Annotated in this window: 24 protein-coding genes; 13 read left to right on the forward strand and 11 right to left on the reverse strand. The window is 59.6% G+C overall.

The window, feature by feature from the left end:
* The first annotated feature begins 15 nt into the window (after nucleotides 1–15).
* The 6 genes from rnhA (at nucleotide 16) to nudC (ending at nucleotide 7,153) form a co-directional block, all read left to right on the forward strand.
* The gene (gene rnhA / locus ACWPW0_RS09735; protein ID WP_447591038.1) at nucleotides 16–471 is read left to right on the forward strand and encodes a ribonuclease HI; all 456 of its coding nucleotides are present in this window, start codon (nucleotides 16–18) and stop codon (nucleotides 469–471) included.
* The gene (gene dnaQ / locus ACWPW0_RS09740; RefSeq protein WP_447591039.1) at nucleotides 464–1,198 is read left to right on the forward strand and encodes a DNA polymerase III subunit epsilon; all 735 of its coding nucleotides are present in this window, start codon (nucleotides 464–466) and stop codon (nucleotides 1,196–1,198) included. The genes rnhA and dnaQ overlap by 8 nt, the downstream gene beginning before the upstream one ends.
* A 123-nt stretch (nucleotides 1,199–1,321) precedes the next feature.
* Entirely contained in the window at nucleotides 1,322–3,568 is a 2,247-nt protein-coding gene (locus tag ACWPW0_RS09745) for an Orn/Lys/Arg family decarboxylase (protein ID WP_447591040.1), read from the forward strand.
* A 232-nt stretch (nucleotides 3,569–3,800) separates the two neighbouring features.
* A complete protein-coding gene (locus ACWPW0_RS09750; RefSeq protein ID WP_454255208.1) occupies nucleotides 3,801–4,613 on the forward strand; it encodes a crotonase/enoyl-CoA hydratase family protein in 813 nt (270 codons plus the stop codon).
* Between the two features lie 33 nt (nucleotides 4,614–4,646).
* Nucleotides 4,647–6,320 carry a ferrous iron transporter B gene (locus ACWPW0_RS09755; protein WP_454255209.1) on the forward strand — a complete coding sequence of 558 codons (1,674 nt, stop codon included), beginning with the start codon at nucleotides 4,647–4,649 and terminating at the stop codon, nucleotides 6,318–6,320.
* Nucleotides 6,320–7,153, forward strand: coding sequence for an NAD(+) diphosphatase (gene nudC, locus ACWPW0_RS09760; protein WP_454255210.1), 834 nt, complete (start codon nucleotides 6,320–6,322; stop codon nucleotides 7,151–7,153). The genes ACWPW0_RS09755 and nudC overlap by 1 nt, the downstream gene beginning before the upstream one ends.
* On the opposite strand, the gene ACWPW0_RS09765 is transcribed toward nudC, so the two are convergent.
* Entirely contained in the window at nucleotides 7,121–7,906 is a 786-nt protein-coding gene (locus tag ACWPW0_RS09765; RefSeq protein ID WP_454255211.1) for a TSUP family transporter, read from the reverse strand. The genes nudC and ACWPW0_RS09765 overlap by 33 nt on opposite strands.
* Before the next feature lie 101 nt (nucleotides 7,907–8,007).
* On the opposite strand from ACWPW0_RS09765, the gene ACWPW0_RS09770 reads away from it, so the two are divergent.
* Complete coding sequence (locus ACWPW0_RS09770; RefSeq protein WP_447591045.1) at nucleotides 8,008–8,658, forward strand: hypothetical protein; 651 nt, start codon at nucleotides 8,008–8,010, stop codon at nucleotides 8,656–8,658.
* A 58-nt stretch (nucleotides 8,659–8,716) separates the two neighbouring features.
* Here the strand turns inward: ACWPW0_RS09770 and ACWPW0_RS09775 are convergent, their stop codons facing one another.
* From ACWPW0_RS09775 to ACWPW0_RS09790, 4 genes are all read right to left on the reverse strand, one after another.
* Entirely contained in the window at nucleotides 8,717–9,484 is a 768-nt protein-coding gene (locus tag ACWPW0_RS09775) for an SDR family oxidoreductase (protein WP_447591046.1), read from the reverse strand.
* A 24-nt stretch (nucleotides 9,485–9,508) separates the two neighbouring features.
* Nucleotides 9,509–10,576, reverse strand: coding sequence for a phosphotransferase family protein (locus tag ACWPW0_RS09780; RefSeq protein WP_447591047.1), 1,068 nt, complete (start codon nucleotides 10,574–10,576; stop codon nucleotides 9,509–9,511).
* A 212-nt stretch (nucleotides 10,577–10,788) separates the two neighbouring features.
* Entirely contained in the window at nucleotides 10,789–11,103 is a 315-nt protein-coding gene (locus ACWPW0_RS09785) for an SCP2 sterol-binding domain-containing protein (protein ID WP_447591048.1), read from the reverse strand.
* A gap of 60 nt (nucleotides 11,104–11,163) precedes the next feature.
* Complete coding sequence (locus tag ACWPW0_RS09790; protein WP_454255212.1) at nucleotides 11,164–11,874, reverse strand: histidine phosphatase family protein; 711 nt, start codon at nucleotides 11,872–11,874, stop codon at nucleotides 11,164–11,166.
* A 212-nt stretch (nucleotides 11,875–12,086) separates the two neighbouring features.
* Between ACWPW0_RS09790 and sohB the strand changes: the two genes are divergently transcribed.
* Both sohB and ACWPW0_RS09800 read left to right on the forward strand, forming a co-directional pair.
* Nucleotides 12,087–13,109 carry a protease SohB gene (gene sohB / locus ACWPW0_RS09795; protein WP_454255213.1) on the forward strand — a complete coding sequence of 341 codons (1,023 nt, stop codon included), beginning with the start codon at nucleotides 12,087–12,089 and terminating at the stop codon, nucleotides 13,107–13,109.
* A gap of 11 nt (nucleotides 13,110–13,120) precedes the next feature.
* Entirely contained in the window at nucleotides 13,121–14,110 is a 990-nt protein-coding gene (locus tag ACWPW0_RS09800) for a YhdH/YhfP family quinone oxidoreductase (protein WP_447591051.1), read from the forward strand.
* A 53-nt stretch (nucleotides 14,111–14,163) separates the two neighbouring features.
* Here the strand turns inward: ACWPW0_RS09800 and ACWPW0_RS09805 are convergent, their stop codons facing one another.
* Entirely contained in the window at nucleotides 14,164–14,601 is a 438-nt protein-coding gene (locus ACWPW0_RS09805; RefSeq protein WP_447591052.1) for a hotdog fold domain-containing protein, read from the reverse strand.
* A 110-nt stretch (nucleotides 14,602–14,711) separates the two neighbouring features.
* On the opposite strand from ACWPW0_RS09805, the gene ACWPW0_RS09810 reads away from it, so the two are divergent.
* Nucleotides 14,712–15,293, forward strand: a complete 582-nt coding sequence (locus ACWPW0_RS09810) for a TetR/AcrR family transcriptional regulator (protein ID WP_454255214.1) — start codon at nucleotides 14,712–14,714, stop codon at nucleotides 15,291–15,293.
* A gap of 58 nt (nucleotides 15,294–15,351) precedes the next feature.
* Here the strand turns inward: ACWPW0_RS09810 and ACWPW0_RS09815 are convergent, their stop codons facing one another.
* Complete coding sequence (locus ACWPW0_RS09815; RefSeq protein WP_447591071.1) at nucleotides 15,352–15,849, reverse strand: DUF934 domain-containing protein; 498 nt, start codon at nucleotides 15,847–15,849, stop codon at nucleotides 15,352–15,354.
* Nucleotides 15,833–17,491 carry a nitrite/sulfite reductase gene (locus tag ACWPW0_RS09820; protein WP_447591073.1) on the reverse strand — a complete coding sequence of 553 codons (1,659 nt, stop codon included), beginning with the start codon at nucleotides 17,489–17,491 and terminating at the stop codon, nucleotides 15,833–15,835. The genes ACWPW0_RS09815 and ACWPW0_RS09820 overlap by 17 nt, the downstream gene beginning before the upstream one ends.
* A 478-nt stretch (nucleotides 17,492–17,969) precedes the next feature.
* Here ACWPW0_RS09820 and ACWPW0_RS09825 point away from each other — a divergent pair, with 478 nt between their 5' ends.
* Entirely contained in the window at nucleotides 17,970–19,031 is a 1,062-nt protein-coding gene (locus ACWPW0_RS09825) for an ABC transporter substrate-binding protein (RefSeq protein ID WP_454255215.1), read from the forward strand.
* Nucleotides 19,032–19,033: 2 nt separating this feature from the next.
* On the opposite strand, the gene ACWPW0_RS09830 is transcribed toward ACWPW0_RS09825, so the two are convergent.
* From ACWPW0_RS09830 to ACWPW0_RS09840, 3 genes are all read right to left on the reverse strand, one after another.
* Nucleotides 19,034–19,252: a DUF2970 domain-containing protein gene (locus ACWPW0_RS09830; protein ID WP_454255216.1), complete on the reverse strand. Its 219-nt coding sequence runs from the start codon at nucleotides 19,250–19,252 to the stop codon at nucleotides 19,034–19,036.
* A gap of 69 nt (nucleotides 19,253–19,321) precedes the next feature.
* Nucleotides 19,322–20,353 (reverse strand): lipase secretion chaperone, encoded by a 1,032-nt coding sequence (locus ACWPW0_RS09835; RefSeq protein ID WP_454255217.1) that lies wholly within the window; start codon nucleotides 20,351–20,353, stop codon nucleotides 19,322–19,324.
* Between the two features lie 58 nt (nucleotides 20,354–20,411).
* A complete protein-coding gene (locus ACWPW0_RS09840) occupies nucleotides 20,412–21,350 on the reverse strand; it encodes an esterase/lipase family protein (protein ID WP_447591080.1) in 939 nt (312 codons plus the stop codon).
* Between the two features lie 251 nt (nucleotides 21,351–21,601).
* Between ACWPW0_RS09840 and ACWPW0_RS09845 the strand changes: the two genes are divergently transcribed.
* Both ACWPW0_RS09845 and ACWPW0_RS09850 read left to right on the forward strand, forming a co-directional pair.
* The gene (locus ACWPW0_RS09845) at nucleotides 21,602–22,387 is read left to right on the forward strand and encodes a helix-turn-helix domain-containing protein (protein ID WP_454255218.1); all 786 of its coding nucleotides are present in this window, start codon (nucleotides 21,602–21,604) and stop codon (nucleotides 22,385–22,387) included.
* A 63-nt stretch (nucleotides 22,388–22,450) separates the two neighbouring features.
* Complete coding sequence (locus ACWPW0_RS09850) at nucleotides 22,451–23,272, forward strand: helix-turn-helix domain-containing protein (RefSeq protein WP_447591083.1); 822 nt, start codon at nucleotides 22,451–22,453, stop codon at nucleotides 23,270–23,272.
* Nucleotides 23,273–23,312: the final 40 nt, after the last annotated feature.

Here is a 23,312-nt window from a genome sequence, read left to right on the forward strand (position 1 = left end):
TAAATTAAGTATTCCATGAGCGAAGAAATAGTCGAGATCTACACCGATGGCGCTTGCAAGGGCAATCCTGGCCCCGGCGGCTGGGGGGCCCTGCTGGTGTTCAAGGGGGCGGAAAAAGAACTCTGGGGCGGCGAGCCCAATACCACTAATAACCGCATGGAACTGATGGCGGCGATCTGCGCCCTGATCGCGCTGACCCGTCCGTGCTCCGTTCGTCTGGTCACTGACTCCCAGTATGTGATGAAGGGTATCCAGGAGTGGATGCCGAACTGGAAGAAGCGTGGCTGGAAGACCGCGGCAAAGGAGCCTGTGAAGAATGCCGATCTCTGGCAGGCCCTGGACGAACAGGTCAATCGACACAATGTAACGTGGCAATGGGTGCGCGGGCATACCGGCCACCCTGGCAATGAAAAGGCCGACCAACTGGCCAACCGTGGCGTCGATGAAGTGAGGAGTTCGCAACGTGCGTAGTGTGGTGCTCGATACCGAAACGACCGGCATGCCGGTAACCGATGGCCACCGTATCATCGAGATCGGCTGTGTCGAGGTGATAGGCCGGCGCCTGACGGGGCGTCATTTCCACGTCTATCTGCAGCCAGACCGCGAAATCGATGAAGGCGCGCTGGCCGTTCACGGCATCAGCAGCGAGTTTCTTGCCGACAAGCCGCGCTTCAAGGATGTGGCGGATGAGTTCTACGAGTTCATCAAGGACGCCCAACTGATCATCCATAACGCGGCGTTCGACATCGGCTTCATCAATAACGAGTTTGCCCTGCTCGGGCAGAGCGAACGGGCCGAGGTCAACGATTACTGCTCGGTGCTCGATACCCTGTTGATGGCGCGTGAGCGCCATCCGGGGCAGCGCAACAACCTCGATGCCTTGTGCAAGCGCTATGGCGTCGATAACTCCGGGCGTGACCTGCACGGCGCCTTGCTCGATGCCGAGATCCTGGCCGATGTCTACCTGACCATGACAGGGGGGCAGACGCACCTGTCTCTGGCGGGAGAGGGTGGTGATGGCAGCGGGCGGCAAGTGGCCAGTCCGATTCGTCGGTTGCCGGCCGATCGCGCGTTGACCCGTGTGATCCGCGCCAGCGACGAAGACCTCGCGGCACATGCTGCGCGTTTGGCAGTTATCGAGAAGTCAGCCGGTGCACCCTCCTTGTGGGTGCAGTTGGAGACGCCGGCCGAGGCGTGACTTGCGGGGCAAAGGTTGCCCAGGCGACCTTTTCTTATAGCTTGCCGCATAGGGGGTTCCGCCCGTTCGGGCGACCTTCTACCCTGAGGGGATAGGCCGCGCCGGCCCCTCGGGAATACACGCATGTACAAAGACCTGAAGTTTCCTGTCCTTATCGTTCACCGCGATATCAAGGCCGATACGGTGGCGGGCGAGCGTGTCCGGGCGATTGCCCAGGAGCTCAGCCAGGATGGTTTCACCATTCTGTCCACGGCAACCTCGGCTGAGGGGCGCATTGTGGCCTCTACTCACCACGGGCTGGCCTGCATCCTGGTGGCTGCCGAAGGGGCGGGAGAAAACCAGCGGCTGTTGCAGGACATGGTCGAGTTGATCCGTATTGCCCGCGTTCGTGCGCCGCAGTTGCCGATCTTCGCCCTGGGTGAGCAGGTCACCATCGAGAATGCGCCGGCCGAAGCCATGGCCGATCTCAATAATCTGCGCGGCATTCTCTACCTTTACGAAGACACCGTGTCCTTCCTTGCCCGGCAGGTGGCGCGGGCCGCACACAGCTACCTGGATGGTCTGTTGCCGCCATTCTTCCGGGCCTTGGTGCAGCACACCGAGCAGTCCAATTATTCCTGGCATACGCCGGGGCACGGTGGCGGTGTCGCTTATCGCAAGAGCCCGGTAGGACAGGCTTTCCACCAGTTTTTCGGCGAGAACACGCTGCGCTCCGACCTGTCGGTCTCGGTACCCGAGCTCGGTTCGCTGCTCGACCATACCGGCCCGTTGGCCGAGGCCGAGGCGCGAGCCGCGCGTAACTTCGGCGCTGACCATACCTTCTTCGTGATCAATGGCACCTCGACGGCGAACAAGATCGTCTGGCATTCGATGGTCGCGCGCGACGATCTGGTGCTGGTGGATCGCAACTGCCATAAGTCGATCCTGCACTCGATCATCATGACCGGCGCGATCCCGCTGTATTTGTGCCCGGAGCGCAATGAGCTGGGCATCATCGGGCCTATTCCGCTGAGCGAGTTCAGCCGCGAATCGATCCAGGCCAAAATCGATGCCAGCCCCCTTGCGCGAGGCCGCGCACCGAAGGTGAAGCTGGCGGTGGTCACCAACTCCACCTATGACGGGCTCTGCTATAACGCCGAGCTGATCAAGCAGACGCTGGGCGACTCGGTGGAGGTGTTGCACTTCGATGAGGCCTGGTACGCCTATGCTGCGTTTCACGAGTTCTATGCCGGGCGTTATGGCATGGGCACCCGGCAGGGCGAGAAGAACCCGCTGGTGTTCACCACCCATTCAACGCACAAGTTGCTGGCGGCCTTCAGCCAGGCCTCGATGATCCATGTGCAGGACGGCGGCCAGCGCCAGCTGGATCGCGATCGCTTCAACGAAGCCTTCATGATGCACATCTCCACCTCGCCGCAGTACGGCATCATCGCTTCGCTCGATGTGGCGTCGGCGATGATGGAAGGCCCGGCCGGCCGCTCACTGATCCAGGAGACCTTCGATGAAGCCCTGAGCTTTCGCCGTGCACTGGCCAATCTGCGACAGAACCTGGCGCCTAACGACTGGTGGTTCAGTATCTGGCAGCCGCCGCAGGCCGAAGGCGAAGAGGGCGTACAGAGTACCGGCGACTGGCTGTTGCAGCCCAACGCCGACTGGCATGGTTTCGGCGAGGTCGCCGAGGACTATGTGCTGCTCGACCCGATCAAGGTAACGCTGGTCATGCCGGGGCTCAGTGCAGATGGCACGCTGGCTGATACCGGAATTCCTGCGGCGGTGGTCAGCAAGTTCCTCTGGGAACGTGGTCTGGTGGTGGAGAAAACCGGGCTGTACTCCTTCCTGGTGTTGTTCTCCATGGGTATTACCAAGGGCAAGTGGAGCACGTTGCTCACCGAGCTGCTGGAGTTCAAGCGCCACTATGACGCCAACGTGGCGCTTGGACAGGCCCTGCCATCGGTGGCGCGAGAGGATGCCGCGCGCTACGCCGGTATGGGCCTGCGCGATCTGTGCGACGAGCTGCATGGGTGCTATCGCGAGAATGCCACTGCCAAGGCGCTCAAGCGCATGTACACGGTATTGCCGGAGGTGGCGTTGAAACCCTCTGAAGCCTATGACCAATTGGTTCGGGGCGACGTCGAGGCGGTGCCTGTCGAACAACTCGAAGGGCGCATTGCCGCGGTGATGCTGGTGCCATATCCGCCAGGTATCCCGCTGATCATGCCAGGAGAGCGCTTTACCGCTGCAACACGCTCCATTATCGACTACTTGCTGTTCGCGCGTGCCTTCGATGAGCGCTTTCCTGGCTTCGATGCCGATGTCCATGGATTACAGAAGGAAGGCGGGCAGTACACGGCGGATTGCCTCAAGGTCTGAGGGCTTGTGCGCCGCTGCGCGGCGCGTACCTGGCGAGCTGTCTCGAACACCACTTATAAAAAGATCAACTGGTTAACGGTAATAGCCAGAATCCGACTTAACTGTGATGCGTGCTTCGCGTCACGGTGGCCAGCATCGACTTTTATGTCACGCTTGTTATAGTTGGGCGGCTAAAGCCATAACAATAGTGTCTATATAGACCCCAATTGCGCTGCCTTCGAGGATGATCGCCGTGTCCGACTACAAAGCCTTTCGCGTCGAACTGAGCGACAAGATTGCCCACGTGCAAATCAACCGCCCAGAAAAGATCAACGCGATGAACGCGGACTTCTGGACCGAAATTATCGATATCTTCAATTGGATCGATGACAACGACACTGTCCGTGTCGTGGTGTTGTCCGGTGCTGGAAAGCACTTTTCCTCGGGTATCGATCTGCAACTGCTGGCCCAGGCCGGTAGCCGTCTTGGCAATGACGTCGGTCGTAATGCCGATGCCCTGCGCCGCAAGATTCTGCAACTGCAAGCCTCCTTCAATGCCGTCGACAACTGCCGCAAGCCAGTACTGGCGGCGATCCAGGGTTACTGCCTGGGTGGCGCCATAGACCTGATCTCCGCCTGCGACATGCGCTATTCGACTGTCGATGCACAATTCTCGATCAAGGAAATCGACATGGGCATGGCTGCCGATGTCGGTACCCTGCAGCGCCTGCCACGCATCATAGGCGACGGCATGATGCGCGAACTGGCCTATACCGGTCGGACCATCGATGGTGCCGAGGCGCAGCGAATTGCGCTGGTCAACAGAACCTTCGACGATCAGGTATCCCTGCTGGACGGCGTGTTCGGCATTGCCCGCGAGATCGCCGACAAGTCCCCGATTGCCGTTCGCGGCACCAAGCACATGATCCGTTACATGCGTGATCACCGGGTCGATGACGGCCTGGATTACGTGGCGAACTGGAATGCCGCCATGTTGCAGTCTGCTGATTTGCGTGTGGCCATTGCCGCGCACATGAGCAAGCAGAAAGCAGAATTTGCCGATTGATGCGGTATTCACCTAGAGAGGTGCAGTAGGCCCATGGTCACTGGAGCGACATCCCTGAGCCTGGTGCGTGACGAGTTGTTCACCACCATGGAAGAAACCGAGCAGAGCCTCGAGCATTTCATTGCCGAGCGGCATAACGGTAGCCTGTTGCAACAGGCTGTGGAGAACCTGCACCAGATACGCGGCACCCTCAATCTGATCGAGCTGACGGGGGCCGAGCTGTTGGCTCAGGAAGTTCTGCAACAGGCCACCGATATCCCGGTTAGTGCCGGCGAGGAGCGGGACGTCCAGTTGTCGGCGCTGAGCAATGCGCTTTATGTGCTGCGCCGTTACTTGGAAAACGTCGACGCCAATCGCCAGGAAATGCCTGAACTGCTGCTGCCGGCAATCAATGACCTGCGTCAGGCAGGCGGTCAGCCACCACTTCCCGAGAGTTTCTTCTTCAGTGTGCGCCTGGACCAGCAGCGTCCAGAACGCATCGCGACAGGCGATGAGCCGCGTGTGGCAGATACCCGCAGGCTGCGTCAGATGTATCAGGTGGGGTTGCTGGGCTTCATTCGTGAGGACAATCCCCAGGCTGGCCTGAAGTTGATGCTGCGTGCGCTGGCGCGCCTGGACAACCTGTTCACTGAAGAGGCCCGGGCACGCCTGTGCTGGGTGGGTGCTGCGGCCGTAGAGGCTCAGCTCGATGGCCAGCTGTTGCCGCGCAAGGCACGCAAGCAGCTGTTCTCGCGCCTGGATCGCGAGTTGCGCCAGGCACTGGGGAATTCGGCTTACGAGGCACCCCGCAACCTGCTCAAGGAATTGCTGTACCTGGTGGCCTTGGCTGATAGTAATGGCGACCAGGCGAATGCCGTGCGTGAGGTGTTTGGCCTGAACCCGCTGCCTTTCACCGATCACCTTCTGGATGAGGAATACCAGCGCCTTTCGGGGCCTGGTCAAGGCGTGATGCGCTCATTGTCGTCGGCCATTCGCGAAGAGCTGGCCAGCGTCAAGGATCTGCTCGATCTCATCGAGCGCGGCACCGCGCAGCCTGACAGCCTGGCAAACCTGCATGTCCTGCTGGGCAAGCTGGCCAAGACATTGGGGATGGTCGGATTGATTTCGGCAGCCAATGTGCTGCACCTGCAGCTTCCTGTGGTGGGAGGCTGGAGTGAGGAAACTCCGGCGCAGGCGAGTGACCTGCACAAACTGGCTGAAGCCGTGCTGTATGTGGAAAGCATGGTAGCCAGCCTGGAGCGTGGCGAGCGTCGTGAGCCACGAACGACTGCAGTGCAGGCGGGACAGGAAGGTGAAGCTTTTGCCATTCATCAATTGGCCGAGGCGCGTATTGTCGTGGTCGATGAAGCCCAGGCGGGGTTGGCCTTGGCCAAGCGGGCGATTACGGCGTACCTGGAGTCAGACGGCGAGAAGCTGCACCTGGCGAATGTGCCGTTCAGTTTGCAGGCGGTACGCGGTGGCTTGTGGTTCCTCGGTCAAGAGCGTGCGGCACGCTTGATTGGTGCATGTGGTGATTACATCCAGTTGCAGATGATCGAGGCCCGGCAGATGCCGTCTGAACAAATGCTGGAAACCCTGGCTGATGCGCTTAGCAGCCTGGAATATTTCCTGGAAGGTGGCGCCGTCCTGCGCGCCGAAACTCAGCCCAGCGTGCTCGATCTTGCCGAAGAAAGCGTGCGTGCATTGGGCTTACCGGTGGCTGCTTGATGATGCAAGGTTGGCAAACGACCCCCCCTCAGGATAATCGAACCGTTGGTGGTTGGGCGCTGGCGCGCAGCCAGCAGGGCTTTCTCGTCGACGCCAATGGCGTGCTGTTTCCCCGTGAATGGCTCAAGCGCCAGGAGTTGCCTGTGGTGGCCGAGCATGGCCTGGGCTGCTTCGACGGCGAACCGGTCTGGTTGCTCGAACTGAGCCAACCGGCGGAGCTGGAAGGTTGCCATTGGCAGGGGCTGCGTCAGTTCATGATGCAGGTCGATCATCCGACCTTTCGCATGTTGTCGCTGGCCGAGCAGGTGGGCACTTGGTTCAGCCAGCATCGCTTCTGTGGGCGTTGTGGTACACGCAACCAGCAGGTAGCGGGAGAGCGTTGCCTGCGCTGCCCGGAGTGTGGCCTGGACAGCTATGCGCGTATTTCCCCCAGCATGATCGTACTGGTCACCCGTGGCGATGAAATCCTGCTGGCGCGCTCGCCACGCTTTGTTCAAGGCATGTACAGCACGCTGGCCGGGTTCGTCGAGCCGGGAGAGTCAGCCGAGGATTGCGTGGCGCGCGAGGTACGCGAAGAAGTGGGTGTCGAGGTGCGTAACCTGCAATACCTCGGTAGCCAGAGCTGGCCGTTTCCGCACTCGCTGATGCTTGGTTTCCACGCAGAATATGCGGGCGGTGAAATCGTCCCGCAGCCCGATGAAATCGAAGACGCTGGCTGGTTCCATATCGAGCAGTTACCACCATTGCCGATGGGCCGCTCGATCGCGCGCTATCTGATCGACCTCTATGTGGCGCGTCGTCTAGGCTTGCCCGAACCAGTGCTGCCAGGCTAAGCGCACCGTCAACGCCAGGACCACCAGGATGAAGACCGGACGGATGAACCTGGAGCCGCCGCTGATGGCGGTGCGTGCCCCGAGAAACGCTCCTGCCATCAGTGCGATACCCATGCAGATGCCCAACAGCCAGGCAACCTGCCCGGTAATGATGAAGATGCTCAGGGCCATGGCGTTGCTGACGAAGTTCATGCAGCGTGCTACGCCGCTGGCCCGCAGCAGATCCAGTGGGTAGAGCAGCAGGGTGCTGACTGTCCAGAACGCGCCAGTACCCGGCCCGGCGATGCCGTCATAAAAGCCCAGACCAAGGCCTTGTGGCCACTGGCGACCTTGCGCGATTGGCGCATCCGCCAGGGAGGGGGCTTCCGGCATGCGGCCGAACAGCATGTAAAGACCACAGCTGAATACCACCACCGGTAACATCTGGTTCAGCCAGGCCGCTGGCAGCCAGTGGGCAATGACAGCACCCAGAGCGGAGCCAATAGCGGTGGCGATCAGGGCATTGCGCCATTGGCGCGGTGCAAATAGCTTGCGCCGAAAGAAGGTATAGCCAGCGGTCGCCGAACCGAAGGTTGCACAGAGTTTGTTGGTGCCCAGCACCAGGTGCGGTGGTAGTCCAGCAGTTAGCAGGGCGGGGATGGTCAGCAGACCGCCACCACCGGCGATAGCATCAATGAAACCAGCAGTGAAGGCGACTATGGCCAGGACGAGCAACGTGATGGGCTCGACGCCAAGTTCGAATGGAAACGACATAAAAAACTCGACGTGGATTCAATTGTGCCGGGTTGCGGCTGGCTGGTTCACCTGGCTGCTGCGCATAATGCCGGCAATTTCATGGATAAGGAATGACACCCATGCAGTATGACGGCCTCGCCTGGTTCGTTGGCCTCCTGGCATTGCTGGCCTTGTTTATCGCGGCGCGTATCCTGCTGTCACGCAGCTGGTTTCTCGGCTGGTTGCGTGGCACGTGCGGGCTGGCTTTTCTGGCGGCTGCCGGGTTGGTTGGCGTGATTGCCTATGACCTGCTCAGCTATGACCCGCTTCCTGAAGGCAAGCCGCTGTTGACCTTGAGTTTTGCGGCGGACGGGCCGCAGCGTTATCGGGTCAACATGCTTGAGGGCGGTGATGAGCGCGAGGTGCTGCTGGAGGGCGATATGTGGCAATTGGATGCCCGTCTGTTGCGCTGGAAAGGGCTGGCCTCGCTCATCGGTCTGCAGCCGGGTTATCGGCTGGAGAAGCTCTCCGGGCGTTTTCTGGCCATCGAGCAGCAGGAAACGGCACGCCATGCCCAGGTCACCCTGGCGCACAGCCCTTATGGCATCGACTTGTGGCGCTGGCTGCGCCTGGGGCAGCATGACCTGTTCCTGTTCGATCCCGAGGCAGCGCGAGTGACCTACTTGCCTATCGCCGATGGGGCGATGTTCAGCATCAGTCTCAGCCCAACCGGGTTGTTGGCCCAGCCAATGAACCAGGCCGCCGACCAGGCCTTGAAGGACTGGCAGTAGCAAAATGAAAAAGGGACCCGAAGGTCCCTTTTTTGTTGCGGCCTCAGTGAGCAAGGGCTCAGGAGAGGAAGCCGCCGTCCACGTTCAGTGCCACGCCAGTGGTGTAGCTGGATGCATCGCTGGCGAGGTACAGCACGGTGCCAGCCATTTCGCTCGGGGCGGCAACGCGCTTGAGCGGGATACGCTGCAGGGCGACATTGAGAATGGAGTCGTTCTTGACCAGTGCCGAGGCGAACTTGGTGTCGGTTAGGCCTGGCAGAAGGGCGTTGCAGCGAATGCCGAACTGCGCGCATTCCTTGGCGAAGACCTTGGTCATGCTGATTACGGCAGCTTTGGTTACCGAGTAGATACCCTGGAATTCGCCTGGGGATACGCCGTTGATCGACGCAACGTTGATGATGCTGCCACCACCGTTAGCCTTCATCAGCTTGCCGCCTTCGATGGACATGAAGTAGTAGCCACGGATGTTGACATCGACGGTCTTCTGGAAGGCGCTGAGGTCGGTGTCCAGGACGTTGCAGAACTGCGGATTGGTAGCAGCGTTGTTGACCAGGATGTCGAGGCGACCGAACTGCTCGCGAATGAAGGCGAAGACATTGCTGATCTGCTCCATCTCGCCGATGTGGCAGGCAATGGCAGTCGCTTTGCCGCCGTCGGCGATGATCGCGTCGGCGACTTTCTGGCAGTCGTCGATCTTGCGGCTCGAGACGATTACATGGGCACCTTGCTGAGCCAGCAGTTTGGCAATGGCTTCGCCGATACCGCGGCTGGCGCCGGAAACGAAAGCGATCTTGCCGTCGAGGTCGAACAGGTTGGTCTTGGACATTGCTAGTACCTTGTCTGAGCCGGGTTACAGAGTGGATTTGCCGATGACCTGCAGACTCATCTGCTCCAGCAGTTTGTTCATCATGACGAACTGCGCGAAGCGTTTGTCCTTGGTCTGGCCGTGGAAGAAGCGGTAATAGATCTGCTGCACGATGCCGGCCAGGCGGAACAGGCCGTAGGTGTAGTAGAAGTCGAAATTGTCGATCTGAATGCCCGAGCGCTCGGCGTAGTAGTCGACGAACTCCTGGCGGGTCAGCATGCCGGGGGCGTTGCTGGGCTGACGGCGCATCAGTTGTATCGGCGCCGAGTCGGAGGCTTCGATCCAGTAGGCGAGGGTGTTGCCCAGGTCCATCAGCGGATCGCCGATGGTGGTCAGCTCCCAGTCCAGCACGCCGATGATCTGCATCGGGTTGTTGGGATCAAGAATGACGTTATCGAAGCGGTAGTCGTTATGCACGATGCTCGACTTGTGGTGGTCGGCGGGCATCTTGTCCTTGAGCCAGGCCTTGACCGGTTCCCAGGTCGGAGCGTCCGGGGTCAGGGCTTTCTCGTAGCGATCGCTCCAGCCACTGATCTGGCGTTGCACATAGCCTTCCGGCTTGCCCAGATCAGCCAGGCCGCAGGCCTGATAGTCGACGTTGTGCAGGTCGACCAGCTTGTCGATGAAGCTTTTGCACAGCGCCTGGGTCTGTTCCGCGCTGAAGTTCAGTTCGGCTGGCATGTCCGAACGGAGGATGATGCCCTTGACCCGTTCCATGACATAGAACTCGGCCCCGATCACCGACTCATCGGTGCAGTGCACGTACGCCTTCGGGCAATAGGGGAAGCCGCTGTTGAGCTGGTTGAGAATGCGGTATTCGCGGCCCATGTCATGGGCGGATTTTGCCTTGTGCCCGAACGGCGGACGGCGCAGCACGAATTCCTGATTCGGGTATTCCAGCAGATAGGTGAGGTTCGAGGCGCCACCAGGGAACTGGCTGATACGCGGTTCACCGGTCAGGCCAGGGATATGTGCCTTGAGGTATGGATCGATGATGTTGGCATCGAGTTCTTCACCATCACGAATTCCGGTGGACTGGTCAGTAAGCGTCATGCTTATCCCTTCTGCTTATGATAGGTGGCACCAATTATTGGCTAATCTAATGTTGCTGCGGAGCGCCGACAAGCTCGGTACACCGTTATAGATGTGGGTGTTGCTATGCGATCAAAGGCCTTGATCGCTTTGTGAGCGAGACAATAGAGCAAAAAAAACCGGAGTCTCAAGACTCCGGTTTCTGGTACTGCGATACAGCGCAGATGCTTGAATCAGACCGGGAACAGTTCGGCCAGTTTCATGGCCAGCATCATGTCGCCTTCGGCGCGCAGTTTGCCGCCCATGAAGGCTTGCATGCCGTCGGTTTCGCCAGTGGCGATGCCTTTGAGGGTTTCGCTGTCCATGATCAGGGTGACGTTGGCGTTGGGGTTGTCGCCTTGCTGAACGTCACAAGTACCGTCCTTGACGATCAGCGCGTAGTTTTCACCGTCTTCGATGTTGAACTGAAACACCAGGTCCAGGCCGGCAGCAGCGCTGGCGTTGAACTTGGATTGCATGGTTTTCACGATGTCAGCAACGGAGCTCATGGTTATGTCCTTTTTATCGAGGGTTTCTGGCGATCCTTGCGGACCGCAGTGGGCCGGTTCTCAGCGATAGGTGATGAGTTCCGGCGCCTTCAACAGCTCCAGATGCACACGGCTGTTGAAGGAAGCCAGGGTCACTTCGCGGTCGCGGAACTGCAGGCGACTGAGCGAAGTGTTGACGATTTGCCAGTTGAGTTCAAAAGCCTTGGCAGCGGGTACGCCCGTCAGTAGATGCAATACGGCGGTAATAGTGCCGCCGGAGGTGAACACGGCAATCTTCTGACGGTTGTCGGCTTGCTCGAGGATGCGCTCCAGGCCGGCTTGAACGCCAGCGACGAAGCCTTGCCAGGTTTCATGGCCGGGCTGGTCGTATGCGCCGGTGACCCAGCGCTGAATGATGCGTGAGAACACGTGCTGAAATGCGGCGCGGTTCTCTTTGGGGTTACGCATGATGTGCAGGGCGTCGGGCTCGTCGGTGAGCATGGCGGGCAGCAGGCCGCGAATCACAGCCTCGGCGTCGAATTCATTGAAGCCGGCATCGGTTTCCAACTCGGGGGCTGGCAGTCCGGCGGCGACACAGCGCTGCAGAGCAGAAGTAGCGGTATGCTGTTGACGACGAAGGGTGCCGCTGAGGCAGCGATCAAAGGTAACGCCCAGCGTTGCCAGATGGTCGCCGAGGACTTCCGCCTGGCGGATGCCGGTGGGAGAAAGTACGTCGTAATCATCGGCGCCAAACGAAGCTTGGCCATGTCGAATCAGATAGATGCTGCCCACGTGCGCAGTTGATCCCGGCAGGTTGAAGTTTCGCGAGGTTATGGGCAGAGCCGGTTCGCTGTCAACGAAAAAACATACGCTTGTTTGAATTCGTTCGCGGCAATGTCCTGTGGTTGCGCATAGCTGGTCGCTGACCAGTCGCCTCGGTATGCTTGGGCGATTTGGAGCGTCTGCTGGCGGCGGCTCTGCAACGGGGTATATGAGGAGGTGCTGTGGAGTTTCTGGTGGATTATGCGGAGTTTCTGCTCCGGACGGTAACCCTGGTGATTGCCTTGATCGTGGTGCTGGCCGCTATCGCCGCGCTGCGCAGCAAAGGCCGTAGCAAGGGCAGCGGTCATCTCGAAGTCAACAAGCTTAACGATTTCTACAAGGCCTTGCGCGAGCGCCTCGAACATTCACTGCTGGACAAGGCGCAGTTGAAGGCACGGCGCAAGCTCGAGGCAAAAACGGCCAAGGCAGAGAAGAAGGCCGGCGAAAGTCGGTCGCGGGTTTTCGTGCTCGATTTCGACGGGGATATCAAGGCGTCTGCCACCGACAACCTGCGCCATGAAGTGACCGCGTTGCTGACTCTGGCTACCGCTGAGGATGAAGTGGTGCTGCGCCTGGAAAGCGGTGGCGGCATGGTTCATGGCTACGGCCTGGCAGCGTCGCAGCTGGCGCGTATCCGTCAGGCGGGTGTTCCGCTGACGGTCTGCGTGGACAAGGTCGCGGCTAGTGGTGGTTACATGATGGCCTGCATCGGCAATCGTATCCTCTCGGCTCCTTTTGCCATTCTCGGCTCCATTGGCGTAGTGGCGCAGTTGCCTAACGTGCATCGCCTGCTGAAAAAGCATGACATCGACTTTGAGGTACTCACCGCCGGCGAGTACAAGCGGACGTTGACCGTGTTTGGCGAGAACACCGAGAAGGGCCGGGAGAAGTTCCAGGAGGATCTGGAGATCACTCATGAGCTGTTCAAGGATTTTGTGGCACGCTACCGGCCGCAACTGGAGATAGATGAAATCGCTACCGGCGAAGTCTGGCTGGGGTTGGCCGCGCAAGGGAAGCTGCTGGTCGACGAGCTCAAGACCAGCGATGAATACCTCGCTGAGCGCGCCCGCGAAGCCGATCTTTTCCAATTGCACTATGCCGAGAAGAAAAGCCTGCCCGAGCGATTCGGCCTGGCGGCGAGTGTGGCACTCGATCGTGTTCTGCTGAACTGGTGGAACCGGCTCAACCAACAACGTTTCTGGTAAGGGGAAGCGGCATGACTCAGTTCAAGGCACTGTTGGTCAGCGAGGAGAATGGTGAGTTTCTTCCGCGTGTCGTGACGCGTGATACGGCAGAACTTCCCGTCGGTGATGTGTTGATCCGCGTGCAGTATTCGTCGCTCAACTACAAGGATGCGCTGTCTGCCAGTGGCAACCGTGGGGTAACGCGGAGCTATCCACATACACCGGGCATCGACGCTGCCGGCGTGGTGGCCGAGTCTCGCGTGCCCGAGTTTGCGGTGGGCGATGAAGTGATCGTCACGGGTTACGACCTCGGCATGAATACCGCGGGCGGCTTTGGTCAGTACATTCGCGTACCTGCGGCCTGGGTCATCAAGCGTCCGGTCGGGTTGAGCCTGCGTGAGGCCATGCTGCTCGGTACTGCCGGGCTCACTGCGGCACTGTGCGTAGACAAGCTGGAGCAGGCCGGACTGACGCCTGATGCCGGCCCGGTGTTGGTGACTGGTGCTACGGGTGGAGTCGGCAGCGTAGCCGTGGCTTTGCTGGCACGCCTCGGTTATAGCGTGGCTGCCTCCAGCGGCAAGGTCGAGCAGGGCGAGTTTCTGCGACAGCTCGGGGCTCAGCAGATCGTGCCACGCAGTGAGTTGCAGGAAGGCGTCGACAAGCCGATGCTCAAGGAGCGCTGGGCCGGTGCCGTGGATACGGTGGGCGGCGACATCCTGTTCAATGTGGTCAAGTCATTGCGCTATGGCGCTAGTGTGGCGTGCTGCGGCCTGACCGCTGGTGTCGGCTTCAAGGCCAATGTCATGCCTTTCATCCTGCGGGGTGCCAATCTACTGGGGGTGGACTCGGTGGAGTTGCCGCTGGTGGTCAAGGCTTCGATGTGGGACAGGCTGTCCGTCCAGTGGAAGTTGGGCGGCCTGGAGGGCCTGGCTCGCGAAGTCGGGCTGGATGCGCTGCCACAGGAAATTCAGCAGATCCTGCAAGGTAAGCAAGTCGGCCGGGTATTGGTCAATCTCGGCTGATGCCATTTGCAAGGCAAAGGCCCGGTCATGCCGGGCCTTTGCCTGTCTGGCGGTCAGGCCTGACTGACATACATGGTGATATCGGCACGGAATACCGGCTTGTCATCGACATAGGCTGTCACCGGTACGACCACATTGCCCAGTTGACTCCAGTCGATAGCGCTGCCATCCGCCACGGCGCGGACGTCACCCGTGGCTTTGGCCAGGTATTCCACCGTCATGCCGCGTGGAATCCAGCGGCAGCCCTCCGGGATCGAGACATCGGTCATGGTCCCGGCAGCGAGTTCGGCGGCGTTACACAGGGCAATGGCGTGTACGGTGCCGATATGGTTGAGCACCTCGCGGCGCTTGGGAAAGGTGACCTCGGCATAGCTGGGGCGCAGTTCGACAAATTGCGGGGTGATGCTGGCGAAGTAGGGGGCGACCTGGCCGATCATGGCGCTGAACTGGGCTGGGCCCGCTTGCTGATACATCTGCATCATCTGACTCATGGGGTGCTCCTGAAATGGCAAAGCATTGAAGGGAAGCGCGCGCCGAGGCAGTATAAGACTATTGGAAATTAATTCTAGAAAAATATTCTAGTTTGTATGAAAGAGGTTTCATGGCGCGCTCTTCCCGTAAAGACGAAATACTTCAGGCTGCCTTGGCCTGTTTCACCGAGTCGGGTGTGGATGCCACCACGATCGAGATGATCCGTGACCGTTCAGGGGCCAGTATCGGTAGTCTGTACCATCACTTCGGCAACAAGGAGCGCATCATCGCGGCGCTCTATCTGGCGGGCACGGGTGAGTATGCGGCCCTGCTCGAGCAGGGCTTCGCCAGCGTTCGCAGTGCCGAAGACTGCGTCAAGCTGCTGGTGACCAGCTATGTCGACTGGGTGGTGGCCAACCCCGATTGGGCGCGCTTCGTCCTGCACAGTCGTGGCCGGGTCGAGGCCAGTGAGTTGGGTGAGCAACTGCGAGAGGCCAATCGTGTGCACTACCAACGGATTTTCGCTGCGCTTGCCGACTATCGGGAGCTGGGCCAGCTCTGCGTCATGCCGGCAGATTGCTTCGCTTCGGTGGTTATCGGGCCGAGCCATGATTTTGCGCGTAACTGGTTGGCCGGACGCACCCAGACCCCGTTGGCTGATTGCCGTGACCTGTTGGCACAAGTGGCTTGGGACAGCGTGCGGGCTCGATAGGGTAAGGCAGCGATAAAAAAGCCCCGCAGTGCGGGGCTTTTTTATGCAGCGTCAGACGTCATGCGCGCCGACGGAATAGCGGTAGCGTCTGGTCGCTGGATGCCTGGTAGACCTCGGAGTAGTCCTCGAAAGCCTTGATGGCATCGTACGGATCCTTGTCTTCGCGTAGGGCGAAGGCGTCGAAGCCGCAGCGTTTCAGGGCGAACAACTGGTCGCGCAGGATGTCGCCGATGGCGCGTACTTCACCGGTATACCCATAGCGCTGGCGCAGCAGGTAAGCGGTGGAGGAGTGGCGGCCGTCAGTGAATGCCGGGAAGTTCAGCGCGATGACCTTGAAGTTATCCAGTTGATCGGCGATTTCTTCGATTTCCTCGCCTGCATCCAGCCATACGCCGAGACCGCCATCACGGGCCTTCAGGGCATGGCCGTGCTCGACCCAGAGGGCCAGTGGCACGATCAGGTCGTCGCAGTTGGACAGGTCGTCGAGGGTCGTTTCCTTGGGCAACAGGTGCCAGGATTCATCGATGACCTGGCCGTTCTTAATGATTCGCTGCATATACGCGCTCCTTGAACGGGTCGATGCCAACGCGGCGGTAGGTATCGATAAAGCTCTCTTCTTCATTACGTTGCTCGACGTAGACCTTGATGATCTTGTCGATCACGTCTGCCATGTCTGCTTCGGCGAAGGATGGGCCGAGTATCTGTGCCAGGCTGGCCTCGCGTCCGGCGTGACCGCCCAGGGAGACCTGGTAGAACTCCTGGCCTTTCTTGTCCACGCCAAGAATGCCGATATGGCCGACGTGGTGGTGACCACAGGCGTTCATGCAGCCGGAAATGTTCAGGTCGATCTCGCCAATGTCGAACAGGTAGTCGAGGTCGCTGAAGCGACGCTGGATGGCTTCGGCAATCGGAATCGACTTGGCGTTGGCCAGCGAGCAGTAGTCGCCGCCCGGGCAGCAGATGATGTCGGTGAGCAGACCTACGTTCGGCGTAGCGAAACCTTGTTCACGCAGCTCGCCCCACAGGGTGAACAGCTTGGACTGCTCGACGTCGGCAAGGATGATGTTCTGGTTATGGCTGTTGCGTATTTCACCGAAGCTGTAGCGATCGGCCAGATCGGCGATGGCATCCAGTTGTTTGTCAGTGACGTCGCCTGGCGCTACCCCGGTAGGTTTGAGCGACAGGGTCACGGCAACGTAGCCGGGCTTCTTGTGGGCGAAGGTATTGCGCTGGCGCCAGCGAGCGAAGCCCGCGTGCTCGGTGTCGAGCTGTGCCAGGGCTGCGTCCTGATCGTCCAGGGCCAGGTAGGCGGGTTCGACGAAGTGCTTGGAGACGCGCTGCACTTCAGCTTCGGTCAGGGTGGTCGGGCCATCTTTCAGGTGTGCCCATTCTGCCTCTACGCGCTCGGCGAACACTTCCGGCGTCAGTGCCTTGACCAGGATCTTGATGCGCGCCTTGTACTTGTTATCGCGACGGCCATAGCGGTTGTACACCCGCAGGATGGCGTCGAGGTAGCTCAGCAGGTGATGCCAGGGCAGGAATTCGTTGATGAAGCTGCCAACGATCGGAGTACGGCCCAAACCGCCGCCCACGGAGACGCGGAAGCCCAGTTCACCCGCGGCGTTGTGCACCGCTTCCAGGCCGATATCGTGCACTTCAATGGCGGCACGGTCGCTCACGGCGCCATTGACGGCGATCTTGAACTTGCGTGGCAGGTGCGAGAACTCGGGGTGGAAGGTCGACCACTGGCGGATGATTTCGCACCACGGGCGAGGATCGATCAACTCGTCCTTGGCCACGCCAGCGAATTGGTCGCTAGTGGTGTTGCGGATGCAGTTGCCGCTGGTCTGGATGGCGTGCATCTGCACGGTGGCCAGCTCGGCGAGAATTTCTGGTACGTCTTCCAGCTCTGGCCAGTTGAACTGAACGTTCTGGCGCGTGCTGATGTGGGCGTAGCCCTTGTCGTAGTCACGCGCGATCTTGGCCAGCATGCGTACCTGCTTGGACGACAGCAGGCCATAAGGAACGGCTACGCGCAGCATCGGCGCATAACGCTGGATATACAGGCCGTTCTGCAGGCGCAGTGGGCGGAATTCCTCACCGGAGAGTTCGCCAGCCAGGTAGCGGCGGGTCTGATCGCGGAACTGCTTGACGCGGTCCTCGACGATCCGTTGATCGTACTCGTCGTATACGTACATATATATCCTGTGGTTCAGGCCACTGCTTCATCGGGCAGCTGTGCTGGCGACTAATTTGCGCACACGGCTGCGCACTCCTAGCGGAGCCGGGCAAGATACCAGTTAAGACTTATGCGCAAAAGTGATGTTTAAGCATAAGGAGTGAACTTTAGGTACTAAGAAAGGCGCAAATATTCGCTTGGACTTGAGCGCTGGGCAGGGCTGGTCTTAACTGGAAGCGCGAGTACCCATAATCACAATAAAGAGGGGACACCATGAGCGAACATTCCGAGTCGGACAACAACGATAGCGTGGTCGATGCCTGGGCCATTTTTGCCCTGATCATGCTGGCCGTAGCAACGGCCGTGTTCTGGGTTAGCCACCAATAGACCCGTAGTCGCGAGCTGATCGCGCGGTTTTAACACCTGCCGGACCGGTGGTGGCATATGGCTATGGAGTGGCTTGTATACTACGGCGCACGTTTTTTGATTGTGCGCCGATGATTTTCCTGCGAATTTTTTTCCTCTTCTACCTGGCGCTGCTGGTGTGCCTACCGGCGCGTGCCGCTTCTGTGGTGTTTCTCAACCCTGGCCATGCCGACGAAGCGTTCTGGACCGTCTATGCATCCTTCATGGAGAAAGCTGCCCAGGACCTGGGCATGCAGTTGCAGGTGCTTTACGGGGAGCGTGATGTGCATACCACGCTGCAGCAGGCGCGCGAGGTGATGGCGTCGGCACAGAAGCCGGACTATGTGCTGTTCGTGAACGAGCAATACAGCGGTCCGGAGATCCTGCGCATATTCTCGGGCAGCGATATCAAGCTGTTTTCCGTGCACAGCACCCTGACAACTGAGCAGCAGGCAATTGTCGGCACTACGCGTCAGCGCTACAGCAACTGGATCGGTAGCCTGGTACCCAATGACGAAGAGGCCGGCTACCTGATGGCTCAGGCGCTGATTTCCCATTCGCCAGGTGGGATTGCCGAGATGCTGGCGTTTTCCGGTGCCAAGCAGACACCATCTTCGACCTTGCGTGAACTCGGCATGCAGCGCGCGCTGGGGGAGCATCCCTATGTGCGCTTACGCCAGGTGGTATACGGGGAGTGGTCGGAGAGGCGTGCATACGAGCAGGCCAAGTCACTGCTACCACGCTACCCGAAGGTCAGCCTTGTCTGGTCTGCGAATGACGAGATGACCTTTGGCGTCCAGCAGGCTGCCCGGGAGCAGGGGCGGCAATTACGCTATAGCGCGCTGAACAACTCCGAAAAGGCGCTCAGGCAACATGTCGATGGACGTATCGATGTACTGGCTGCCGGGCATTTCATCCTGGGCGGCTGCGCTCTGGTAATGCTTAATGACTACGAGGCCGGTCTGGATTTCGCTGAGCGGGGCGGGAAGGACCAGACTGCAAGGCTGTTCCGCTTGCTCAGCAAGTCCGATGCCTTGCATCTGATGCGCAATCTGCGCGGTTCGAGCACTGGGCTGGATTTCCGTAGTTTCAGCGCAGTAGGGAAACCGGATATGAAGCGCTACGACTTCTCTATCGAGGCCCTGCTGCGCTGACGTCAGACTCCGGCGAAATGCAGCACCAGTTTAACGATGGAGAAGATCACCAGCACGAAGAGTGCGGTGAACAGTATGCCCAGGATGATGAAGTGACTGGGTTTGCCGCGACTGAAATCACGTTCACGGCGCTTCCCGCTTTGCACTCCAATGGCCGCCGCCAACACGCTGTGCAGCATTTCGAGGAATGTCAGGGGCTTGTTGTCGTCTTGCTCACTCATCGACTGACTACCTTCCGCTATCTGTCTGGATAGCTATAGCCCCTTTTCGCCTGTTTGTCCGCCACCGCACTACAGATCGGCATCCAGTGCCTGCACGCGGCGTTGCTCCAACTCGTCGAAACGACTGGTTTGCAGGTTGTGAATGGCGTTTTGCAGATCGGCCTCATTCAAGCCTGATTGGCGCAGCCTGTTGCGCTCGCTGGCATAGTCAGCCAGCCGTTGCTCCCAGACCGCATACTGCTGATCCAGTTCTGCCAGTTGCTCGGCCGCTTCTTTGCCCAGGGCCTGTTCGCGAAGCTGATGGATCTGTTCAGCGCTGGCGCCTTGTGCGCGCAACGCCTGTGCGGCGCCATAAACGTCTGCATGTTGGCCCGCCTGGGCACGTGCTTCGCGCAGTTCGGCAGGGAGTTGGTGCTCCAGCTCATTGATAGCCTGTTGCTGCTGGGCAGGGCTCAGTCCTTCCTGTTGGCCGATGGCCAGGCGCTGCAGCATGTAATTGTCTTCGGCATTTTGCCGGCTGAAGAACGCCTCGTTTTCCTGCGCGGAGAAGTACTGGGCACGCAGTGCGTTGATGGCATCGAGCCGGTTGCGCAGATCGATTGCGTTCAGGGACGGTGAGTTCTTGGGCAGGTCCTGCAGGGCAATACGGTAGTCGATATACCGGCGTAGTAGCTCTCGTGCCTGAGCCAGAGCGGCTCCTTGCAACTGGGCGGCCAAGTCGCGGTGGATGCGCGCCAGAACCTTGTCGACACCTTCTTCTTCCAGGCCGCTCAGGTAAAAGTCGAACAGATGCACAAGTCCTTCATCGATCTGCAGATTGCCCTGGGCGTCCGTGCTGAGTTGCACATCATGCCGTGCTCCCTTCAATGAAGCAGGGAGTGGGCCAGGATCGGGAAGTTCGGCTATCGGCGTATGGCTGAGGTTCTCGTTGAGGGCGAGTGCCTCTTGAGTGCGCGCATCGGTCGGACGGGCGGCAGGTGGTGGTTTCAGCGGGGTGAAGGTTGCGGATGATGTTCCATGATCCAGCAATGAAGTCGCGCCAATGCCAGCGCCGCAGATCACGGCGAGGGCGACAGCGCCAAGCATGAGCTTGTCAGCCATATGTCTCTCCAGACAGCGCCCGGGCCGGCTGCATGAGCCGACCCGGCCGATGCTGTGATTACAGACCCAGGTTCTTCAGGCGGTTGGCCTGATTCTGCAGCAGGGTTTTTGGGTTGCTTTCGAACAGCGATACCAACCCCAGCACCTGATTGGTCACGTCCAGGTGGTTCATCGTGTAGTTATCCTTGATTACGTTGCCGAAGTGGCTGGAGCAGCGACCCGTTACACCATCGTTGGCTTCGCCGATTGCCAGCGAGGTTACGGCGAACAGAGGATCGGATACGTCCAGGGCATTGGTCAGCTTCGAGGTGCCGCTCCACGAGTACAGGCGAATGCTGTTGCCGTTGATGGTGACGCTGTCAGGACCATTGCCGCAGGCGCTGGTGGGAACGCCCAGCGGGAAGGTGCGGTTGTTGGCGGCGGCGCCGTTCTTGTTGAACTCGGCGAGCATGGCGCGGACGTTGGCCGGGCTCTGGCGATTGTTCGACAGCAGGTTGACCAGGTTGCCCACGGTATTGGCCAGCACATCGAAGGCAACACCTTGCAGGCTGCTGGCCGGCGCCACGCCGGTCACGATATCGGCCAGCGGTGAGCCTTTGTGTGGCGAGTTGAGGGTGGTGACCGATGCGACCAGATCAGGCCGGGTGTTCATCACATAACGCACGGTGATGCCGCCCTGGCTGTGACCGACGAGGTTGAATTTCTTGATGCTGCCCTTGGAGCTGGTACGGATTTCCTCCAGTTGGCGAATCAGCGCTTCACCGCGCTTGGCCGAGCTGTCGAAGGCATTGATCTTCGGCACATAGACCTTGGCGCCCTGACTCTGCAGGGCGCTGGGGATCTGGTACCAGTAATCGATGTTGGCGATGGTGTCGAAGGCGAAAATGCCAGGGACGAGCACGATGGGGTTTTTGGTTTGCGACTGCGTGTTGGCGTAGCTGGGGAGGGCAGTGCACAGGCCGAAGGCGACGAGTGCCGATGCGAGCAGTTTTTTCATGATGAGCACCTGCGTTGCTGATTTTTGTTTTTGTTGTAGCCCCCGCACACAGCCGCGGAGATGACCGTTATATGAACACCCGGGGTAAAGGGGGCGCTTGTAAGAACTGATGAGGCAGGTGTTGTTAATGTGATTTGCGTCACATTGAATGGGTGCCGATTAGGTAGCGCTTTCTAGCTTGTGTTACCTCGACGCTTACAAAAATAAATCGAGCAGCCGCCCTGTGCAGGTTGCCAAGCAGGAACTGCCACATGCTCTCCAGCGATGCCCCTATCCTGTTGTATCTATGGGATAAACGTACGTTCTGTATCAGCCGATTCGCCGGCCCTATCCGTCTCTCTCAAGCAGCGGCCATGCTCTTGGTCGGCCTCGATGGACCTTTGCAATTGCAGAGCGCAGGAGCAGCCATCTGTAGCCATAGCGCGTTGCTTCCAGCCGGCCTCGAGCTGGAGGTGGATAGCCAAAACTCGCGGGTAGCGATCTGTTATCTGGATGTGTTCGGAGAGGACTTCGCACTGTTGGCTCCGCGCATGGCCCATATTCAGGGCGGGGTGCTGCATGGGTTGGACAGCGAGACCGCGAGCATCGAGCGCTTCGATCAGTTGCATCGCCAGTGTGCCGACCCGGAGCAGATCCAGGCGTGGATGGAGGAACTGATCAATCCTCACCAGTGTGCGCCTGCGGGCTTTGCACTCGACTCGCGAATCGTACGGGTGGTGGAGTTGATCAAGGCAGATGTGGCTTGCAATCAGTCCATCGCATATCTGGCCGAACAAGTGGGCCTGTCAGTACCGCGCTTGAGTCAGTTGTTTCGCCAGAAGATCGGTATTCCCATTCGGCGCTACCGCCAATGGCATCGGTTGTTCGTCACGACCGTAGGCGTGGCGCGGGGGATGACCCTGACCGATGCGGCCATGGTGGCCGGTTTTACTGATTCAGCACACCTCACCCATACCTTCCGCAGCATCATGGGCCTCAAGCCCTCAGCCGTTCTGGCGCATGCCCAGGCGCAGCGTATTCGCCTGTTCGCTGCCTGATGGATGGGATTGAGTCGGTCCGGCGACTGCGGCAAGCTGCACCTCTCTTCAGGTGAGCCTTGCATGTCCGATCTTGATATCCCCGACGGCCCCGAACAGACGGCGCTGACCCGCGACGTGGTGCTGCGCTACCACGTCAGCTGGAAGTACCGCGATCTGGAAGCAGTAATGGCGCTGTATCACCCGGATATCGAATACAACGACTTCTTCCTCAATCGCAGCATGGGGCTGAGTGAGTTGCGCGCCTACGTGCTGAGCACCATGCCGCGCCGACCGGATGAAGCGCTGGAGCATACCGACCGCATTCGTATTGACGGGCATACGGCGTTTATCCAGTACTGCACCACGCTGCACGGTGGTGAGGGCCTGGTGGCTTTCCGCACCAGCGAGGCGATCACCGTACGCGACGGTTTGATCTGGCGCGTCAATGAATACGCCTCGTTAGTGCAGGGTGGCACGACTCGCCATCAGGCCGGTGGGACGCGCAGCGCGATCAGCCGGCTGGGTCTGTCGACCCGGCAATTGGGGTTCATGGCGCAGGACCTGCAGGACTACTTTCAGCGGGTCAAACCCTTTCTCGATGCTGAGCTCGACCTGCAACAGGTCGCCGCGGCCACCGGCTACAGTCGGAACCAGATGTCGTATCTGCTCAACCAGGTACTCGGGCAGAGCTTCTACCGCTACGTCAATCAGGCACGCCTGGAATACCTGTTGAGCGGCCTCGAAGCGGGTAGCGACTTGCGACGGGTGGACGAAATGGCCTTCGAGGCGGGTTTCAATTCACTGTCGGCGTTCTACAGTTGCTTCCGGCGACATACCGGGCTGTCACCCAAGGCCTACCTCAAGCAGATTTCCTTGCGGGCACGCACACAAGACAAAGGCTGAAACGAGTCACTAGTCTGCAGGCATTCCCGTATTCGGAGTG

It is taken from the genome of Pseudomonas sp. Marseille-Q8238 (assembly GCF_965111915.1).

Excerpts from the sequence above, each read along its gene's own strand:
- rnhA (WP_447591038.1), top strand. The coding sequence starts at position 16 with ATGAGCGAAGAAATAGTCGAGATCTACACCGATGGCGCTTGCAAGGGC.
- ACWPW0_RS09745 (WP_447591040.1), top strand. The coding sequence starts at position 1,322 with ATGTACAAAGACCTGAAGTTTCCTGTCCTTATCGTTCACCGCGATATC.
- ACWPW0_RS09755 (WP_454255209.1), top strand. The coding sequence starts at position 4,647 with ATGGTCACTGGAGCGACATCCCTGAGCCTGGTGCGTGACGAGTTGTTC.
- nudC (WP_454255210.1), top strand. The coding sequence starts at position 6,320 with ATGATGCAAGGTTGGCAAACGACCCCCCCTCAGGATAATCGAACCGTT.
- ACWPW0_RS09765 (WP_454255211.1), bottom strand. The coding sequence starts at position 7,906 with ATGTCGTTTCCATTCGAACTTGGCGTCGAGCCCATCACGTTGCTCGTC.
- ACWPW0_RS09770 (WP_447591045.1), top strand. The coding sequence starts at position 8,008 with ATGCAGTATGACGGCCTCGCCTGGTTCGTTGGCCTCCTGGCATTGCTG.
- ACWPW0_RS09775 (WP_447591046.1), bottom strand. The coding sequence starts at position 9,484 with ATGTCCAAGACCAACCTGTTCGACCTCGACGGCAAGATCGCTTTCGTT.
- ACWPW0_RS09780 (WP_447591047.1), bottom strand. The coding sequence starts at position 10,576 with ATGACGCTTACTGACCAGTCCACCGGAATTCGTGATGGTGAAGAACTC.
- ACWPW0_RS09785 (WP_447591048.1), bottom strand. The coding sequence starts at position 11,103 with ATGAGCTCCGTTGCTGACATCGTGAAAACCATGCAATCCAAGTTCAAC.
- ACWPW0_RS09800 (WP_447591051.1), top strand. The coding sequence starts at position 13,121 with ATGACTCAGTTCAAGGCACTGTTGGTCAGCGAGGAGAATGGTGAGTTT.
- ACWPW0_RS09805 (WP_447591052.1), bottom strand. The coding sequence starts at position 14,601 with ATGAGTCAGATGATGCAGATGTATCAGCAAGCGGGCCCAGCCCAGTTC.
- ACWPW0_RS09810 (WP_454255214.1), top strand. The coding sequence starts at position 14,712 with ATGGCGCGCTCTTCCCGTAAAGACGAAATACTTCAGGCTGCCTTGGCC.
- ACWPW0_RS09815 (WP_447591071.1), bottom strand. The coding sequence starts at position 15,849 with ATGCAGCGAATCATTAAGAACGGCCAGGTCATCGATGAATCCTGGCAC.
- ACWPW0_RS09820 (WP_447591073.1), bottom strand. The coding sequence starts at position 17,491 with ATGTACGTATACGACGAGTACGATCAACGGATCGTCGAGGACCGCGTC.
- ACWPW0_RS09825 (WP_454255215.1), top strand. The coding sequence starts at position 17,970 with ATGATTTTCCTGCGAATTTTTTTCCTCTTCTACCTGGCGCTGCTGGTG.
- ACWPW0_RS09830 (WP_454255216.1), bottom strand. The coding sequence starts at position 19,252 with ATGAGTGAGCAAGACGACAACAAGCCCCTGACATTCCTCGAAATGCTG.
- ACWPW0_RS09835 (WP_454255217.1), bottom strand. The coding sequence starts at position 20,353 with ATGGCTGACAAGCTCATGCTTGGCGCTGTCGCCCTCGCCGTGATCTGC.
- ACWPW0_RS09840 (WP_447591080.1), bottom strand. The coding sequence starts at position 21,350 with ATGAAAAAACTGCTCGCATCGGCACTCGTCGCCTTCGGCCTGTGCACT.
- ACWPW0_RS09845 (WP_454255218.1), top strand. The coding sequence starts at position 21,602 with ATGCTCTCCAGCGATGCCCCTATCCTGTTGTATCTATGGGATAAACGT.
- ACWPW0_RS09850 (WP_447591083.1), top strand. The coding sequence starts at position 22,451 with ATGTCCGATCTTGATATCCCCGACGGCCCCGAACAGACGGCGCTGACC.